The 16,386-nt window shown below is 68.4% G+C and carries 14 protein-coding genes and 1 pseudogene; 10 read left to right on the plus strand and 5 right to left on the minus strand.

Annotated features, from left to right (window positions below):
* Nucleotides 1–95: 95 nt before the first annotated feature.
* On the minus strand, nt 96–1,175 hold the full coding sequence (locus WS62_RS14170) for an MBL fold metallo-hydrolase (protein ID WP_066571629.1): 1,080 nt from the start codon (nt 1,173–1,175) through the stop codon (nt 96–98).
* 287 nt (nt 1,176–1,462) lie between these two features.
* Between WS62_RS14170 and aceK the strand changes: the two genes are divergently transcribed.
* From aceK to bioB, 10 genes are all read left to right on the plus strand, one after another.
* Nucleotides 1,463–3,274, plus strand: coding sequence for a bifunctional isocitrate dehydrogenase kinase/phosphatase (gene aceK, locus WS62_RS14175; RefSeq protein WP_066571728.1), 1,812 nt, complete (start codon nt 1,463–1,465; stop codon nt 3,272–3,274).
* Between the two features lie 57 nt (nt 3,275–3,331).
* Nucleotides 3,332–4,102 (plus strand): carbonate dehydratase, encoded by a 771-nt coding sequence (can, locus tag WS62_RS14180; protein WP_066495665.1) that lies wholly within the window; start codon nt 3,332–3,334, stop codon nt 4,100–4,102.
* On the plus strand, nt 4,089–5,282 hold the full coding sequence (locus WS62_RS14185) for an acetyl-CoA C-acetyltransferase (RefSeq protein ID WP_066571635.1): 1,194 nt from the start codon (nt 4,089–4,091) through the stop codon (nt 5,280–5,282). The genes can and WS62_RS14185 overlap by 14 nt, the downstream gene beginning before the upstream one ends.
* A gap of 34 nt (nt 5,283–5,316) precedes the next feature.
* The gene (locus tag WS62_RS14190; RefSeq protein WP_066571637.1) at nt 5,317–5,994 is read left to right on the plus strand and encodes an SDR family oxidoreductase; all 678 of its coding nucleotides are present in this window, start codon (nt 5,317–5,319) and stop codon (nt 5,992–5,994) included.
* Between the two features lie 27 nt (nt 5,995–6,021).
* Complete coding sequence (locus tag WS62_RS14195; RefSeq protein WP_066571644.1) at nt 6,022–6,480, plus strand: YchJ family protein; 459 nt, start codon at nt 6,022–6,024, stop codon at nt 6,478–6,480.
* Between the two features lie 130 nt (nt 6,481–6,610).
* On the plus strand, nt 6,611–7,873 hold the full coding sequence (locus WS62_RS14200) for a dienelactone hydrolase family protein (RefSeq protein WP_197422837.1): 1,263 nt from the start codon (nt 6,611–6,613) through the stop codon (nt 7,871–7,873).
* Nucleotides 7,874–8,367: 494 nt separating this feature from the next.
* Entirely contained in the window at nt 8,368–9,714 is a 1,347-nt protein-coding gene (gene bioA / locus WS62_RS14205; protein WP_066571648.1) for an adenosylmethionine--8-amino-7-oxononanoate transaminase, read from the plus strand.
* On the plus strand, nt 9,711–10,895 hold the full coding sequence (gene bioF, locus WS62_RS14210) for an 8-amino-7-oxononanoate synthase (protein ID WP_066571731.1): 1,185 nt from the start codon (nt 9,711–9,713) through the stop codon (nt 10,893–10,895). Before bioA ends, bioF begins: the two co-directional genes overlap by 4 nt.
* Entirely contained in the window at nt 10,892–11,614 is a 723-nt protein-coding gene (gene bioD / locus WS62_RS14215) for a dethiobiotin synthase (RefSeq protein ID WP_066571651.1), read from the plus strand. The genes bioF and bioD overlap by 4 nt, the downstream gene beginning before the upstream one ends.
* A gap of 69 nt (nt 11,615–11,683) precedes the next feature.
* Entirely contained in the window at nt 11,684–12,694 is a 1,011-nt protein-coding gene (gene bioB / locus WS62_RS14220; protein WP_066496159.1) for a biotin synthase BioB, read from the plus strand.
* Nucleotides 12,695–13,048: 354 nt separating this feature from the next.
* On the opposite strand, the gene WS62_RS14225 is transcribed toward bioB, so the two are convergent.
* The 4 genes and pseudogenes from WS62_RS14225 to WS62_RS14240 all read right to left on the minus strand — a co-directional run bounded on the left by WS62_RS14225 (nt 13,049) and on the right by WS62_RS14240 (nt 16,262).
* On the minus strand, nt 13,049–13,762 hold the full coding sequence (locus WS62_RS14225) for a copper homeostasis protein CutC (RefSeq protein ID WP_066571654.1): 714 nt from the start codon (nt 13,760–13,762) through the stop codon (nt 13,049–13,051).
* A gap of 222 nt (nt 13,763–13,984) precedes the next feature.
* Nucleotides 13,985–14,794, minus strand: a complete 810-nt coding sequence (locus WS62_RS14230) for a hypothetical protein (protein ID WP_066571656.1) — start codon at nt 14,792–14,794, stop codon at nt 13,985–13,987.
* Nucleotides 14,795–14,808: 14 nt separating this feature from the next.
* Nucleotides 14,809–15,561 (minus strand): annotated as a pseudogene (locus WS62_RS14235) (alkaline phosphatase); the annotation flags it as partial.
* Nucleotides 15,562–15,881: 320 nt separating this feature from the next.
* A complete protein-coding gene (locus tag WS62_RS14240) occupies nt 15,882–16,262 on the minus strand; it encodes a hypothetical protein (protein ID WP_066571734.1) in 381 nt (126 codons plus the stop codon).
* Nucleotides 16,263–16,386 lie beyond the last annotated feature (124 nt).

A 16,386-nucleotide genomic window follows, 5' to 3' on the forward strand; every position in this document is an offset into this window, starting at 1 on the left:
CCGCCCGCAAGCGACATCGACGCGCCGCGATCGACAGCCCGAAATCGACAGCCCGAAATCGATCGCCCGAAGCCGCCCCTGCGCCGCCGGCCGCGTCAGCCCGCGTGCCGGAACCGGATCACGCCGTCCGCGCCCGTCTCGCGCACCAGCTCGCCCGCGAGCCACAGCAGGTTCAGGTGCGCGAGCGCCTCGCCGAGCGCGAAAGTCATCTGATGAATATCGAGCTCGCGCCGCCGGAACATGATCGGCACGATGTCGGCCGCGCTCGACGGCCGCTCGCGGCACGCGTCGCGCACCTCGTCGAGCCGCGCGTCGTGATGTGCGCGCAGTTGCGCGATCCGCGTCCGCAGCCCGCGGAACGGCTTGCCGTGCGACGGCAGCACGAGCGTGTCGGCCGCCATCGCCTCGTAGCGGCCGAGCGAGCCCAGATAGAGCGCGAGCGGATTCGCCTCCGGCTCGAGATCGAACACCGACACGTTCGTCGAGATCCGCGGCAGCACCATGTCACCGGAGATCAGCACGCCGTCCGCCGCGCTGTGAAGCGCGCAATGTTCGGGAGAATGACCGTAGCCCGTGACGACGCGCCATTCGCGTCCGCCGATCTCGACCGCGTCGCCCTCGCGCAGCCGCCGGTAGCGCGGCGGCACGCCGGGCACGAGATCCGAGAAGTAGCTGCGGCGGTTGCGCAGCTTGTCGAGCGCGGCGGCGTCGGTCAGGCCATGGCGCGCGAAGTGCTCGGCCGCGCCCGGCCCGCCCGCATTCGAGCCGTTGCCGGCCGCCATCAGGCAGCCGAACAGGTATTCGCCGAGCGTCATCCACAGCCGCACGTTCCAGCGCGCGCCGTCGCCGCCTTCGCACAGCCAGTTCGCGAGTCCGAAATGATCCGGATGGCAGTGCGTGACGATCACGCGCAGCACGGGCAGGCCGTCCAGATGCGCATCGAAGATCCGCTCCCAATGCGCCTTGATGTCCGCCGACGCGATCCCGCAGTCGACGATCGTCCAGCCCGCCTGCCCGTCGATCTCGTCGCGCAACAGCCAGAGGTTGATGTGGTCGAGCGCGAACGGCAGCGGCATGCGCAGCCAGCGCACGCCCGGCGCGACCTCGACGAAGCCGCCCGGCTCGGGCAGCGTGTCGGTGAACGGGTAATCGAGTTGGTGTTCCAGTGCGTTCATCGGGGCTGTCTCGTTGCGTTGTCGTCGGGCCCGCGGCTCGGCGCGCGCCGGAACCGATTCTATCGCTCAACGCGCGACGGCGCGTCGAACCGCCTTCGCGCCCCCGAAAAAAGATCGCGCCACGATCCCGCGCGAACCCCGATCGTTGCGGGAAGATCCACCGAATGTCGGCGATCGTCGCCGAACCGGCTGCGCGGGCCGCCTGCGCCGAATCGCCCCGCTTTGCCTAAAGCGCGCCGTCCCGGCGCTAAAATGGCATGAGCTTTCCGCCCGTGAGCCCGCGCACGATGAATCACTTTCCCAAACTGCTGTCCTCGCAGATCGGCTTCGACGTCGCGCAGACGATCCTCGAGAACTTCGATCGCCACTACCGGATATTCCGCGATGCGGCCGTCGAAGCGAAGGATCTGTTCGAGCGCGCGGACTGGCATGGGCTGCAGCGGCTCGCGCGCGAGCGCATCACGTCATACGACGACCGCGTGCGCGAATGCGTCGAGCTGCTCGAAGACGAGTACGACGCCGAGAACATCGACAGCGAAGTCTGGCCGCAGATCAAGCTGCATTACATCGGTCTGCTGACGTCGCACCGTCAGCCCGAATGCGCGGAGACGTTCTTCAATTCGGTGTGCTGCAAGATCCTGCATCGCTCGTACTTCAACAACGACTTCATCTTCGTGCGCCCGGCGATCTCGACCGAATACATCGAGAACGACGAGCCCGCCGCGAAGCCGACCTACCGCGCGTACTATCCGGGCAGCGAAGGGCTCGCGGCGACGCTCGAGCGGATCGTCACGAACTTCCAGCTGAACCCGCCGTTCGAGCATCTCGAGCGCGACATCGCCTGCATCATGCAGGCGATCCACGACGAGTTCGGCGCGTTCGACGAAGCGGTGAATTTCCAGATCCACGTGCTGTCGTCGCTGTTCTACCGGAACAAGACCGCGTACATCGTCGGCCGCATCATCAACGGCGACCGCGTGCTGCCGTTCGCGGTGCCGATCCGCCACGTGCGCCCCGGCCTTCTCGCGCTCGACACCGTGCTGCTGCGCCGCGACCAGTTGAAGATCATCTTCAGCTTCTCGCACTCGTACTTCCTCGTCGACATGAACGTGCCGTCCGCGTACGTGCAGTTCCTGCGCTCGATCATGCCGGGCAAGCCGAAGGCCGAGATCTACACGTCGGTGGGCCTGCAGAAGCAGGGCAAGAACCTGTTCTATCGCGATCTGCTGCATCACCTGTCGCATTCGAGCGACCGCTTCATCGTCGCGCCCGGCATCAAGGGGCTCGTGATGCTCGTGTTCACGCTGCCGTCGTTCCCGTACGTGTTCAAGATGATCAAGGACCACTTCCCGCCGCCGAAGGAAACGACGCGCGAGCAGATCATGGACAAGTACCTGCTCGTCAAGCGCCACGACCGTCTCGGCCGGATGGCGGACACGCTCGAATACTCGAGCGTCGCCCTGCCGCTCGCGCGGCTCGACGACGCGCTCGTGCGCGAGCTCGAAAAGGAAGTGCCGTCGCTGCTCGAATACGACGGCGACAACCTCGTCATCGAGCACCTGTACATCGAGCGCCGGATGGTGCCGCTCAACCTGTATCTGCAAAGCGGCAACGACGCGAAGATCGAGCACGGCGTGCGCGAGTACGGCAACGCGGTGAAGGAGCTGATCCAGGCGAACATCTTCCCCGGCGACATGCTGTACAAGAACTTCGGCGTCACGCGCCACGGGCGCGTCGTGTTCTACGACTACGACGAGATCGAGTACCTGACCGACTGCAACGTCCGCCGCGTGCCGCCGCCGCGCACCGACGAAGACGAGATGTCCGACGAGCCGTGGTATACGGTCGGCCCGCACGACATCTTCCCGGAAACCTTCGCGCCGTTCCTGCTCGGCGATCCGCGCGTGCGCGAATACTTCATGAAGCATCACGCCGACTTCTTCGATCCGCAACTCTGGCAGGACAGCAAGGACCGCCTGCTGCGCGGCGAGCTGCCCGATTTCTTCGCGTACGAGCCGGCGCTGCGCTTCTGCACCCGCTATCCGGCGCGTTTCTCCGAAGGCGACGCGGCCGACGCCGGCAAGCGCGCCGCCGCATGAGCGCGGCCGCCCGCCGCGCACGAACGCCCTTTTTTCATCCCACGGAAACGACTTGAGATGAACACGAACGACCATCCGCTCTCCCATCTGTTCGACAACAACGACGCCTGGGTCAAGCGCAAGCTCGCCGGCGACCCGCAATATTTCTCGCGCCTCGCCCACCAGCAGGCGCCCGAGTACCTGTGGATCGGCTGCTCCGATTCGCGCGTGCCCGCGAACCAGATCATCGGCCTGCCGCCCGGCGAAGTGTTCGTTCACCGCAACATCGCGAACGTCGTCGTGCACACCGACCTCAATTGTCTGTCGGTGATCCAGTTCGCGGTCGATCTGCTGAAGGTCAAGCACATCATGGTCGTCGGCCACTATGGCTGCTCCGGCGTGAACGCGGCGCTGCACAACCGCCGCGTCGGGCTCGCGGACAACTGGCTGCATCACGTGCAGGACGTGCGCGAGAAGCACGCGTCGCTGCTCGACGAATGGCCGCTAGGCGAAGCGCGCTACCGGCGCCTCATCGAACTGAATTCGATCGAGCAGGTCGTCAACGTGTGCCGCACGACGATCGTCAACGACGCGTGGGCGCGCGGCCAGCCGCTCACCGTGCACGCGCTCGTATACGGCGTGCAGGACGGCCGGATGCGCAATCTCGGGATGTCCGTGTCGCATCCCGGCGAACTGGATGCGACGTACCGCCGCGCGGTTGGCGCGCTCTCGGCAAAAGGCGCGCATTCGGCGGACAATGACGTCGTGGCGGCCGACGCGGCGCAGCTCGCCGGCGCGGTCGATCTCATTGCCCAAACCATCAAGGAGACGAAACATGACGGCTGTTGATCAGGATCCGATCGTCATCGCTTCGGCGGCGCGCACGCCGATCGCGGGCTTTCAGGGCGACTTCGCTTCGCTTGCCGCGCCGCAGCTGGGCGCGGCCGCGATCGCCTCGGCGCTCGAGCGCGCGGGCCTGAAACCGGAGCAGATCGACGAAGTGATCATGGGCTGCGTGCTGCCCGCGGGCCAGGGCCAGGCCCCCGCGCGGCAAGCGGCGCTCGGCGCGAAGCTGCCGCTTTCCGTCGGCTGCACGACGGTCAACAAGATGTGCGGCTCGGGCATGCGCGCGGCGATGTTCGCGCACGACATGCTCGTCACGGGCTCGGTCGACGTGGCGATCGCGGGCGGCATGGAAAGCATGACGAACGCGCCGTACCTGCTGCCGAAGGCGCGCGCGGGGATGCGGATGGGCCACGGCCAGGTGCTCGACCACATGTTCCTCGACGGCCTCGAGGACGCGTACGACAAGGGCCGCCTGATGGGCACGTTCGCCGAGGAGTGCGCGGGCGAGTACGCGTTCACGCGCGAGGCGCAGGACGCGTTCGCGATCGAATCGCTCGCGCGCGCGAAGCGGGCGAACGAAGACGGCTCGTTCGCGTGGGAAATCGCGCCCGTGACGGTCGCCGGCAAGAAGGGCGAAACGATCGTTGCGCGCGACGAGCAGCCGTTCAAGGCAAGCCCCGAGAAGATTCCGACGCTCAAGCCCGCGTTCAGCAAGACGGGCACCGTGACCGCCGCGAATGCGTCGTCGATCTCCGACGGCGCGGCCGCGCTCGTGATGATGCGCCGCTCGACGGCCGACAGGCTGGGCGTCGCGCCGCTCGCGCGCGTCGTCGGCCATTCGACGTTCGCGCAGGCGCCGTCGAAGTTCACGACGGCGCCCGTCGGCGCGATCCGCCGCCTGTTCGACAAGAACGGCTGGCGCGCGGCCGAAGTCGATCTGTACGAGATCAACGAGGCGTTCGCGGTCGTCACGATGGCGGCGATGAAGGAGCACGGCCTGCCGCACGGCAAGGTGAACGTGAACGGCGGCGCGTGCGCGCTCGGCCATCCGATCGGCGCATCGGGCGCACGCATCCTCGTCACGCTGATCGGCGCGCTGCGCGCGCGCGCGGCCAAGCGCGGCGTCGCGAGCCTGTGCATCGGCGGCGGCGAGGCGACCGCGATGGGCATCGAGCTGATCTGACCGAGCCGACGCGCACTCGAACAGGAGTCCTTCGATGAAGACCGTATTGATCGTCGGCGCATCGCGCGGCATCGGCCGCGAGTTCGCGCGCCAATATCTGCACGACGGCTGGCGCGTGATCGCCACAGCGCGCGACGAAGCGTCGCTCGCATCGCTCGATTCGATCGGCGCGCGCGCGCTCGCGCTCGACGTCGCGCAGCCCGAAGCGGTCGCCGCGTTCGACGGGCGGCTGGGCGACGTCGCGCTCGACGCGGCCGTCGTCGTGTCGGGCGTGTACGGTCCGCGCACGGCGGGCGTCGAGCCCGTCAGCGCGGAGGACTTCGACGCGGTGATGCACACGAACGTGCTCGGCCCGATGCTGCTGCTGCCGATCCTGCTGCCGCTCGTCGAGGAAAGCCGCGGCGTCCTCGCGGTGCTGTCGAGCAAGATGGGCAGCATCGGCGAGGCGACCGGCACGACAGGCTGGCTGTATCGCGCGAGCAAGGCGGCGGTGAACGACGCGCTGCGGATCGCGTCGCTGCAGGCGCGGCATGCGGCCTGCATCGCGCTGCATCCGGGCTGGGTGCGCACCGACATGGGCGGCGCGCAGGCCGCGCTCGATCCGCAGGCGAGCGTCGCCGGCATGCGCAGCGTGATCGCGCAGGCGGCGGGCGACCGCGAGCATGCGAACGGCCGCTTCTTCCAATACGACGGCGTCGAGCTCGGCTGGTGAGCCGGCCGACCCGTCCCTCGAATCACGATGCAAGCCACGACGAATATCTCCGCGCGCCCGCTCGACTGTCCGTGCGGCGGCGCCGCGCCCGGCGCGTCCGCGAATGCGCGGGCGCCGCGCTACGCGGATTGCTGTGGACGCCTGATCGACGAGCATGTTCCCGCGTCGACGGCGCTCGAGCTGATGCGCTCGCGCTATAGCGCCTACGTGCTCGGCGCAACCGACTACCTGCGCGCGACCTGGGACCCGCGCACCTGCCCGCCCGACCTCGACGCAAACGCCGACGCCGGCCGCGCGGACGCGCCGCGCTGGCTCGGCCTCGCGATCAAGCGTCATGCGCCGCTCGACGATACGCACGCCGAAGTCGAATTCGTCGCACGCTACAAAGTCGGCGGACGCGCGCACCGGATGCACGAAACGAGCCGCTTCACGCGCGACGCGCAAGGCGCGTGGCGCTACGTCGACGGCGAAGTAAGCGACCGCTGAGTCCGCCCGGCCGATATCCGCGGACAGGCGACGAATTTCGCAATGCCGGGTTATTCCGGCATTGCACAACCGAAATTTGTCAGGCTAGGATGGCCCACGTTTGGTGCAATTCGCGTCGGTGGGCTCGGGCATGGCATTTGGCAAGGTGATGACGGGATGGATCGCGGCATGCGTGCTGTCGGCTGCTCAGGCCGGTCCGCTGCCGTCCGGCATTCCGTCCGCGCCTGCCGCCGCGCCCCGTGCGCTCGCGAACGCCGAGCGCTTCGACTACGGCGATTCGAGCCTGCCGCCCGTCGCCGCGAATCTCAACGAAACGATCATCCGCATTCCGGTCGACGCCGCCGGCACGGTCACGCTCGAGGCAACCGTGTTCAAGCCTGACGGCCCCGGCCCGTTCCCGCTCGTCGTCTTCAACCACGGCAAGAATCCGGGCGATCTGCGCGCGCAACCGCGCAGCCGGCCGCTGTCGTTCGCACGCGAGTTCGTGCGGCGCGGCTATGCGGTCGTCGCGCCGAACCGCGAAGGCTTCGCGGGCTCGGGCGGCGCGTACATCCAGGAAGGCTGCGACGTCGCGCGCAACGGCGTCGCGCAGGCGCGCGACGTCGCCGCGACGATCGGCTTCATGTCGAAGCTGCCTTACGTCGACGCGCGGCACGTCGTCGTCGCGGGCACGTCGCACGGCGGCCTCGTGTCGCTCGCGTACGGCACCGAAGCCGCGCGCGGCGTGCGCGGGATCATCAACTTCTCGGGCGGGCTGCGCCAGGATCTCTGCGAAGGCTGGCAGAAGAACCTCGTCAACGCGTTCGACACATACGGCTCGCGCACGCACGTGCCGTCGCTGTGGCTGTACGGCGACAACGACTCGGTGTGGTCGCCCGCGCTCGTCGCGCAACTGCGCGACGCGTACACGTCGCACGGCGCGAGCACGCTCTTCGTCGACTTCGGCCGCTACAAGGACGACGCGCACCGGATCATCGTCGATCGCGACGGCGTGCCGATCTGGTGGCCGCCCGTCGCGTCGTTCCTCGCGCAGCTCGATCTGCCGACCTCGGTCCGCTACGCGGTCGCGAATCCGCACGAGCCGAAGGCGACCGGCTACGCGGCGATCGACGCGGTCGAAGCCGTGCCGTTCGTCGACGACGCCGGCCGCGCCGCGTATCGCCGCTTCCTCGCGCAGCATCCGAGCCGCGCGTTCGCCGTATCGAGCGAAGGCGCGTGGTCGTGGGCCGAAGGCGGCGACGATCCGATGGCGCTCGCGCTCGAAGGCTGCCGCAAGCAAGGCGCCGGACCATGCCAGCTCTATGCGGTCGACAATCGCGTCGTCTGGCGCGATGCGGACACGCAAACGGCAGACGAATCGTCGAACGCCGCGCGTGCGCTCGCGAGCCGCTGACCGGCTGACCGGCTGATCGGCCGCTCGTACGCCGGCGTCGAGGCGAGACGTTTTCCTTCCCCGCAATTTTTTCCGCTTTCCTCACATCGATGCCGTGCGTCGTCCGCGCGCGCCACCGGCTCATCAACCCTCGCCGATTGCATTGGACCGCGCGAAAGCGCCTTTTTTCCGTCGACCACCGTTTTTCGGCCGTGCGCCGCACGGCTTTCGTCCGACGGGTAGCGACTCTTTGCCGTCGCCTTCTGCGCCCTATTCGAACGATCTGGACCGAACCGTCGCGAACCGTCGCGAAATGCGCCGAACTCCGCCACCAGAAAGGCTCCGGCGTTTTGTAACGGGTACTGCAACGAAGCGCAAAACACGCTAATCTCAGCCCCGGTTTTCGTTTTGCACACGCGTTTTCGCCATTCGATCGAGCGCCTTCGCCGCCGTCGATCCCGCATGAGCGAGCGGCGCCTCTCGCGCCTTCGACGCGTATTGGTCCCGGAGCAGTCTTGAGCACACACGCAACCGACGACTGGGTCGCGCGCAGCCTGCGCGCGGTCTGGCACCCTTGCACGCAGATGAAGCACCATGAACGGCTGCCGCTCATCCCGGTCGCGCGCGGCGAACGTGCGTGGCTCGTCGATCGCGCAGGCAACCGCTATCTCGACGCGATCAGCTCGTGGTGGGTGAACCTGTTCGGCCACGCGAACCCGCGCATCAACGCGGCGCTGAAAGCGCAGCTCGACACGCTCGAGCACGCGATGCTCGCGGGCTGCACGCACGAGAGCGCGATCGAGCTCGCCGAGCGGCTCGCCGCGCGCACGCGGCACACGCTCGGCCATGCGTTCTTCGCGTCGGACGGCGCGTCGGCCGTCGAGATCGCGCTGAAGATGAGCTTCCATGCGTGGCGCAATCGCGGCCGCGGCGGCAAGCAAGAATTCGTCTGCATCGCGAACGGTTACCACGGCGAGACGATCGGCGCGCTCGGCGTGACCGACGTCGCGCTGTTCAAGGACGCGTACGATCCGCTGATCCGCGCCGCGCACGTCGTCGCGTCGCCGGATGCGCGCGACGCGCAGCCGGGCGAGACGGCCGCGGACGTCGCCGCGCGCGCGCTCGAAGACGTGAAGCGCCTCTTCGCCGAGCGCGGCGACAGGATCGCCGCGCTGATCGTCGAGCCGCTCGTGCAGTGCGCGGCCGGCTTCGCGATGCACGATCCGTCGTACGTGCGCGGCTTGCGCGCGCTGTGCGACGCGCACGACGTGCATCTGATCGCCGACGAGATCGCGGTCGGCTGCGGGCGCACCGGCACATTCTTCGCGTGCGAGCAGGCGAACGTGTGGCCCGATTTCATGTGTCTGTCGAAGGGCATCAGCGGCGGCTATCTGCCGCTGTCGCTCGTGCTGTCGCGCGACGCGATCTTCGATGCGTTCTACGACGACGACGTCGCGCGCGGCTTCCTGCACTCGCATTCGTACACGGGCAATCCGCTCGCATGCCGCGCGGCGGTCGCGACGCTCGACCTGTTCGACGCCGACGACGTGCTCGCCGAGAACGCGCGCAAGTCCGCGCTGATGCGCGAAGCGCTCGCGCCGCTCGCGTCGCATCCGCACGTGCGCCACCTGCGCGAGCGCGGCACGATCTTCGCGTTCGACGTCGCGCTCGAAGGCGACGCGGCCAGGACGTTCCCGCGCCGCTTCTTCGAGCACGCGCTCGCGCGCGAGACGCTGCTGCGCCCGATCGGCACGACGGTTTATCTGATGCCGCCGTACATCCTCGACGACGGCGAGATCGAATGGCTCGCGTCGCGCACGCGCGCGACGCTCGACGCAACGCTCACGGAGGCACGCTCATGAATCTGCTCGCCACGCTCGAACGCGGCCTCGCCGATCTCGACGCGCAAGGGCTGCGCCGCCGCCGTCGCATCGCCGACACCGCGTGCAGCGCGCACATGACGGTCGACGGCCGCGAGATCGTCGGCTTCGCCAGCAACGATTATCTCGGGCTCGCCGCCCACCCCCGGCTGATCGAAGCCTTCGCCGAAGGCGCGCGCCGCTACGGCTCGGGCAGCGGCGGCTCGCATCTGCTCGGCGGCCATTCGCGCGCGCACGCGGCGCTCGAAGACGAACTCGCCGCGTTCTCGGGCGGCTTCTCCGATGCGCCGCGCGCCCTCTACTTCAGCACCGGCTACATGGCGAACCTCGCCGCGCTGACCGCGCTCACGGGCCGCGGCGCGACGATCTTCTCCGACGAACTGAACCACGCATCGCTGATCGACGGCGCGCGGCTGTCGCGCGCCGACGTAGCGGTCTATCCGCACGGCGACATGCACGCGCTCGAAGCGCGGCTCGCCGCATCCGACGCGCAAACGAAGCTGATCGTCTCCGACACCGTGTTCAGCATGGACGGCGACGTCGCGCCGCTCGCGCGCCTCGTCGCGCTCGCCGAAGCGCACGGCGCATGGCTCGTCGTCGACGACGCGCACGGCTTCGGCGTGCTCGGCCCGCAAGGGCGCGGCGCGCTCGCCGCATACGGGCTGCGCTCGCCGAACCTCGTCTACGTCGGCACGCTCGGCAAGGCGGCGGGTGTTGCGGGCGCATTCGTCGTCGCGCACGAGACCGTGATCGAATGGCTCGTGCAGCGCGCGCGCAGCTACATCTTCACGACGGCCGCGCCGCCGTCCGTCGCGTGCGCGGTGTCCGCGAGCCTCGAGGTGATCGCGAGCGACGAAGGCGACGCGCGGCGCGCGCATCTCGCCGCGCTGATCGATCGCACGCGTGCGATCCTGCGTGCGACGCCGTGGCGGCCGGTCGATTCGCACACGGCCGTGCAGCCGCTCGTGATCGGCAGCAACGAAGCGACGCTCGCCGCGATGGCCGCGCTCGACGCGCAAGGCCTGTGGGTGCCCGCGATCCGGCCGCCGACGGTGCCGGCGGGCACCTCGCGGCTGCGGATCTCGCTGTCGGCCGCGCATTCGTTCGACGATCTCGCGCGCCTCGAAGCGGCGCTCGTCACGCGGGTCGAGGCCGCCGCATGAGCGCGCCGCTTTCGCTGTTCGTGACGGGCACCGACACCGAGATCGGCAAGACCTTCGTATCGGCCGCGCTGCTGCACGGCTTCGCGCGCGCCGGGCTGCGCGCGGCCGCACTGAAGCCGATCGCCGCGGGCGCATACGAGCGCGACGGCGTGTGGCGCAACGAAGACGCGGATCAGCTCGACGCCGCCGCGAACGCAGCGCTGCCCGCCGCGATCCGCACGCCGTTCCTGCTGAAGGCGCCCGCCGCGCCGCACATCGCCGCCGCGCGCGAGGGCGTGACGCTCGACATCGACACGATCGTCGCCGCGCATCGCCGCGCGTGCGAAGCGGCGGACGTCGTCGTCGTCGAAGGCGTAGGCGGCTTTCGCGTGCCGCTGACCGACACGCGCGACACCGCCGATCTCGCGGTCGCGCTGGGCTTGCCCGTCGTGCTCGTCGTCGGCGTGCGGCTCGGCTGCATCAGCCACGCGCTGTTGACCGCCGACGCGATCGCCGCGCGCGGCCTCGCGATCGCCGGGTGGGTCGCGAACCGCGTCGATCCGGCGATGCGCTTCGCCGACGAGAACGTCGACACGCTGCGCGCGTGGCTCGAACGCGAGCACCGTGCGCCGCTCGTCGGCGACGTCGCGCACATGCGCCCGCCGTCGCCGGAGGCGGCGTCGGACGCGCTCGACGTGAACCGTTTGCTGAACGCGCTGCGCGCCGCCGCGCCGCGCTGATTTTTTGCCGGCTTATCGCCGATCGCCCATAATTTTTCGAATCGATCCCTGTTCCGAAGGATGACCGACATGACCCAAGCTCAAACCGCTTCCGCGACGACCGAAACGCCGGTGGCCGCGCCCGTCGCGCCGCGTTGGCGCGTCGCCGACGTGATCGCGCTCTACGAGCTGCCGTTCAATGATCTGCTGTTCCGTGCGCAGCAGGTGCATCGCGAGCACTTCGACGCGAACGCGATCCAGCTGTCGACGCTGCTGTCGATCAAGACGGGCGGCTGCGAGGAGGACTGCGGCTACTGCTCGCAGTCCGCGCATCACGACACCGGCCTGAAGGCGGAGAAGCTGATGGAAGTGGATGCGGTGCTCGCCGCCGCGCGCACCGCGAAGGACAACGGCGCGACGCGCTTCTGCATGGGCGCGGCGTGGCGCAATCCGAAGGATCGGCACATCGAGCCGATCAAGGACATGATCCGCGGCGTGAAGGAGATGGGCCTCGAGACCTGCGTGACGCTCGGCATGCTCGAAGCGCATCAGGCGAAGGCGCTCGCCGAAGCGGGCCTCGATTATTACAACCACAATCTCGACACGTCGCCGGAGTTCTACGGCCAGGTCATCTCGACGCGCACCTACCAGGATCGCCTCGACACGCTCGAGCGCGTGCGCGACGCGGGCATCAACGTGTGCTGCGGCGGGATCATCGGAATGGGCGAATCGCGCCGCGAGCGCGCGGGCCTGATCACGCAGCTCGCGAACATGAACCCGTATCCGGAATCGGTGCCGATCAACAATCTCGTCGCGATCGAAGGCACGCCGCTCGAGAACGCGGAGCCGCTCGACCCGCTCGAGTTCGTGCGCACGATCGCGGTCGCGCGGATCACGATGCCGAAGGCGATGGTGCGGCTGTCGGCGGGCCGCGAGCAGCTCGACGATTCGATGCAGGCGCTGTGCTTCCTCGCGGGCGCGAACTCGATGTTCTACGGCGACGTGCTGTTGACGACCGGCAATCCGCGCGCGGAAGCGGACCGCAAACTGCTCGCGCGGCTCGGAATGTCGGCGAGCGAGGCGACGCAATTGAGTGCTTGAGTGCTTGAGTGCTTGAGTGCTTGAGTGCTTGAGTGCTTGAGTGCGAGGGTCGATGTCGGCAGCGCGCGGGAATGCGGCTGCCGGCCAATGCGGGCTCGGTGCTTATCGCTCGGTGCTCCGTGCTCGGTGCTCCGTGCTCAATGTGGATGTTGAATGCTAAACGCCGAACGCCGAACGCCGAACGCCGAACGCCAGCATGATCGATGCAAAAATGCCGGGACGATGAACTGCACCCCAAAAGTTGGACGCCGATCCAACCCTTGGGGTGTCGTTCATGATCATGAGATCCCGGTCCTTTTTGCCGCGCGTCGAGGAATCCTCACACGCACGCGTGCCCGCGTTCGATCGGGGGCCCTACTCCCGCCCCGACGCATCGAGCGTCGCGCGCGCCTTCGCGACGAGCCGCTCGTCGATCGGCGCGAGCACCTCGCCGCGCTCGCGCACGCCCGAGCCGAAGTGCACGGCCCGCACACCCGTCGCGCGCACGAAGTCGCCGACCGCATCGACGGTGAGCCCCGCGCCCGCGAGCACCGTACACGTCGAGCCTTCGGCGCGGCGCACCATCCGCGCGACGACTTCGCGTGCGTCGAGCACCGACGGATGCCCGCCCGACGTCAGCACCGACGTGACAGACGGCACGCGCAGCAGCGTGTCGAGTGCGGCATTCAGATCACGCGCGACGTCGAAGGCGCGATGAAACGTGAGGTCGCGCCCGTCGGCCGCGTCGGCAATGCGCCGCAACGCATCGAGATCGACGTCGCCGTGCGCATCGAGCATCCCGAACACAACGCCGTTCACGCCCGCCGCGACGGCCGCGCGCACGTCGCGTGCGATCGCCGCGAGCTCGCTCGCGTCGTAATGGAACGAGCGGCTGTGCGGCCGCACGATCACGTTGACGGGAATCGGCACCGCGGCCGCGACGGCCTCGATCACGCCGATGCTCGGCGTCAATCCGCCTTCGCTGATCGCGGTGACGAGTTCGAGACGATCGGCGCCCGCGCGGGCGGCGGCTTTCGCATCGCCGATCGTCGTCGCGATGACTTCGAGAAGGATCGAGGAAGCTGGCATTGAAACGGCCCGCGTCGAGTTGAACCAGCCAGCATCGTAACCGACGAAGAGCCCGCGTGCGCGGTGCGGCAAAACGTACCTACGCGCATCTTGCTGCGCCACGCCGCCTTGCCTTGCCTTGCCTTGCCTTGCCTTGCCTTGCCTTGCCTTGCCTTGCCTTGCCTTGCCTTGCCTTGCCTTGCCTTGCGCAGCATCGCACGCGAACGTATCGCGCTTCGCACGTCAGTCGAGATAGTCCGCGTATTCCTTGCGCGCATACGACTGCAACTGCTGCCACGGCAGCACCTTCGCGCGCGGCGCCGGCGTGAGCGTCAGCTTGCGTGCCGCGTGGCCGTCCGCGCTGCGATACTCGACCGCGAGCGGCGCCTGCAGCGTGTCGCTCCACAGAATGCGGTTCACGCCCTGCGCGCGCGGGGCGCCGACCGTCTGCTCGTACCAGCGCGTGCCAGGCGTCGGCCCCGGCTTCGATTTCGCGGCGAGGCGCTTCAGTTGCGACGGCGGCGTGATGTAGTACGCGTTGTCCCACGAGCCGTCGAAGCCCGTCGTCTCGTACTCGACGGGCGGCACCGCGACGATCGTGCGCTGCGCCGCATCCACGTATTCGATGCGGACCCGGCCGCCGTCGTTCATCACGTGCCGCGTGGCCGCGTCGAAGTTGAAGTGCTTGTGGCCCGCGTGCGCGTCCGTCGTCGCTGCGGCGGGCCGCACGCCGCCGCGCGGCGCTTGCGCTCGCGCATCGTCGTGCGCGTGATCGCCATGTGCGTGCGCGTCATTCACTTCGGCATGCTTTGCGCCCGCGGGCAACACGCGCTCGATCCACACGTGCCCGTCGCGGCGCACCATCCGCTCCCGATAGACGACGGTGCGCGTCACGCCGTCCGCGCTCACCGATGTACTTTCGTGCAGCAGCACCGCGTCGAGATCGGGTGCGGCGGACGCGGCCGCCGCCGGCGCGGCGGCGAGCATGACCGCCGCACCAAGTGCGGCGCACACGCGCCGCGCGACGGTTCGTTTCATCGCGAACATCCGCATCGCCTCCCGTCCGCTCAGAACCCGAACGCCGACTTCACGAGGCCGAACACCTTCGTGTTGTCGAGCGTGCCCTTGAACGCCTTCGCGTCGGCGCCGTCCGCGAACAGCATCACGTCGCCGCCGCCGTGCGTCTCGGAACCGGGGCTGCCCATCCGCACGCCGACTTCCTGCAGGTACGCCTCGCCCGTCGCGGTCGCCGAATCCACCGGCGTGCGCAGGTTCGGCCGGTTCGCGCCGTTGCCGAACACGAGCGTCGTGTACGTGTTGCCGTCCGCGTCCTTGCTCGGCTGGCCGTCGCGATAGCTGCGGCTGATGTCGAGAATCGGATTGCCGCGCTTCGAGTAGCCGTTGATCGTCATCGTGTGGTCGTGGTCGGCCGTCACGACGATCAGCGTGTTCGACAGATCGACCTTCGCGAGCGCGGTGCGGATCGCCTCGTCGAACGCGACCGTGTCTTCGAGCGCGCGCTTCGCGTTCGTGCCGTGCAGCGCGTGATCGATCCGGCCGCCTTCGACCATCAGGAAATAGCCGTTCGGATTCTTCGACAGCACGTCGATCGCCTTCGCGGTCATCTCCGCGAGGCTCGGCTGCGCCGGGCCTTCGCCCTTGCCCGCGACGCGATCGAGCTCGTACTCGAGATGGCTCGTCGTACTGAAGAGTCCGATCAGCTTGCCGCCGCCCGCCTGCGCGAGCTGGTCCTTCGTCGCGGCGACCGCGTAGCCCTTCGCCTGCAGCTCGGCGAGCAGATTGCGCCCGTCCGCGCGGCCGTCAGCGTCGTCATCCCCATCCCGTCGCCCAGAAAGAAGATCACGTTGCGCGCGGCGGTCGTTTGCGCGCCGTCGTCCGATGCGGCTGGGCTCTTCGGCTCGTCGCTGCCGCAGCCCGCCGCCCCGAAGACGCTCGCGCAAAGGAGCGCCGCCAGTCTCACTCGCTTCATGTTTTCGGCTTCCCGTGGCGTGGTTTCTTTCAAAAACGAAAGGACGATACGGGGGAGATATGACGTTGGCGTGAATGTTAATGAAAGCACAAAGAATGGAAATTGAATGAATCTGCCGAGCACATGCGGCAGTACGGCCGCACAGCACGTTCACGACGCTGCCTGCCTGAAGTAGGCGGTCGCGGCCGGACGATACAGGATGAGCAGGAACAGCGCGATCAGCGCGGCGACGATGATCAACATGCCCTTGAACGGCGTCGTGAACGCGGAGATCGCGAATCCGGCGAGCGCGACGAGCGCGTAGAGATTGCGTCCCCAGATCCGTCCCTTCAGGATCGCGACCCCGGCGACGAGATGCAGCGTCTCGCTGACGACGGCGAGCGCGACGGTCGCCTCGAGCGGCAGCGGCGAGTGGCGCAGCACCGCGAGCGAGGTGGGATCGCGAAGCGAAAACGGCAGCGAGATCAACCCGATCACGTTCGAGACGATGACGAACCACCCCAGGACTGTCAGCGAAAACGGTCTTTTCATGATCTTTCTTCGCGTAGTGCCGATGGCGGGATCGCGCGACATCGGCCCGGCGCAATCCTCAGCGCATTCTCGGCCTCGCATTCGGAAAAAGCAACGCCGCGTGCTCGCGCCCCTGGGGCGCGCC

It is taken from the genome of Burkholderia sp. ABCPW 14 (assembly GCF_001523835.1).
Lineage (GTDB): Bacteria > Pseudomonadota > Gammaproteobacteria > Burkholderiales > Burkholderiaceae > Burkholderia > Burkholderia mayonis.